The sequence below is a fragment of the Treponema zioleckii genome, assembly GCF_014737315.1.
Classification (GTDB): domain Bacteria; phylum Spirochaetota; class Spirochaetia; order Treponematales; family Treponemataceae; genus Treponema_D; species Treponema_D zioleckii.
In genome coordinates this window covers 1-1167 of the sequence record NZ_JPUF01000148.1, presented here as the reverse complement: position 1 = coordinate 1167, position 1167 = coordinate 1, and the positions used below count along the sequence as shown (strand labels likewise).

Annotated in this window: 1 protein-coding gene; it reads left to right on the top strand. The window is 40.4% G+C overall.

Translation table 11 applies throughout. The annotated features are described in order from the left end of the window. The first annotated feature begins 7 nt into the window (after positions 1-7). Positions 8-1165 carry an IS3 family transposase gene (locus tag JI65_RS16945; RefSeq protein ID WP_191018339.1) on the top strand — a complete coding sequence of 386 codons (1158 nt, stop codon included), beginning with the start codon at positions 8-10 and terminating at the stop codon, positions 1163-1165. Positions 1166-1167: the final 2 nt, after the last annotated feature.

Here is a 1167-nt window from a genome sequence, read left to right as displayed (position 1 = left end):
GTAAAAAATGGGGAATAATCAAAAGTACAGCATTGACTTCAAGTTACTGGTTGTAGGAAAATACAGGCAAGGTATCTGTGGCTACAAAAAACTTGCCAGAGAATTTAATCTTTCTAGAGATACGGTACGCGACTGGTGTTTAAATCCGAAGCTTCAGAATGCAACTCAAATGGCGAAAAAAAATAAAATCAATGACGACAAAGACTTAGAGTATTACAAAACGGCCGCAATTTTCTGGGAGCAATACGCCAGAAACATTGAGGCTGAGCTTGCAAAACAGGGTAAAAAAAAACTCCTTTTGAAAACGATGGTGGACTGTCTGGAACAGAATCCGAGACTGAGAACTCGGAAACTATGTGAGGTCACAGGAGTCTCAAAATCGTCATTCTATTACAACAGGAACAATGACTCGCAAAAATTGAAAGACGAAGGGGTCTTAAAGTACCTGAAGCAGCTTCCAGATAAAATACTGAACCGTCGCGGTAGTAAAATAAAATCAAAGGAACTTAAAGTTCGTTTCGGAATAACTGTAAACCACAAGCACGTTGAAAGAATCTGCCGTGAAAACGGGCTTCTCGCTAAAAACCGGCGCAGGAAGTTCCCCAGGGACTACTATAAGCAGCGGCAGGAAAACAGGAAGAACCTTCCGAAGAACATCCTGAACCGCAATTTTGAAAGCAGGGAGCCGTTGAAAAAACTCTGTACCGATATTTCATATTTCAAGACAAAAACAGGCTGGCTTTATCTAAGTCCTGTACTCGATTTATGCGGTCGCAAGATTCAATGCTATTCAATTTCAGCTCATAATGACGAAGCTCTTTCTGAAGAGACTCTGGATAAGTTTTTTACACTCGGAATACCAAAAGGTTCAATTCTCCATTCCGATCAGGGCTCCTTATATACATCAAAGAAATGGCGGGAACGGCTAAAAAAGAACGGCATCATTCAGAGCATGAGCCGTAAAGGAAACTGCTGGGACAATGCCTGCATGGAGCATTTCTTCGGAACTCTAAAAGTTGAAAGTGGCTACGATGACTTGCTGAAATCAGGCTTACTTTCATACGAAGAAACTAAAAAATTGATTGACGATTTTATTTATTACTACAATAATGAGCGTATCCAACAAAATCTTGGCTGGAAAACTCCAAACGAGATAGCTGCTTAAAC

Coding starts and splice junctions, on each gene's coding strand:
- JI65_RS16945 (WP_191018339.1), top strand. CDS start 8: ATGGGGAATAATCAAAAGTACAGCATTGACTTCAAGTTACTGGTTGTA.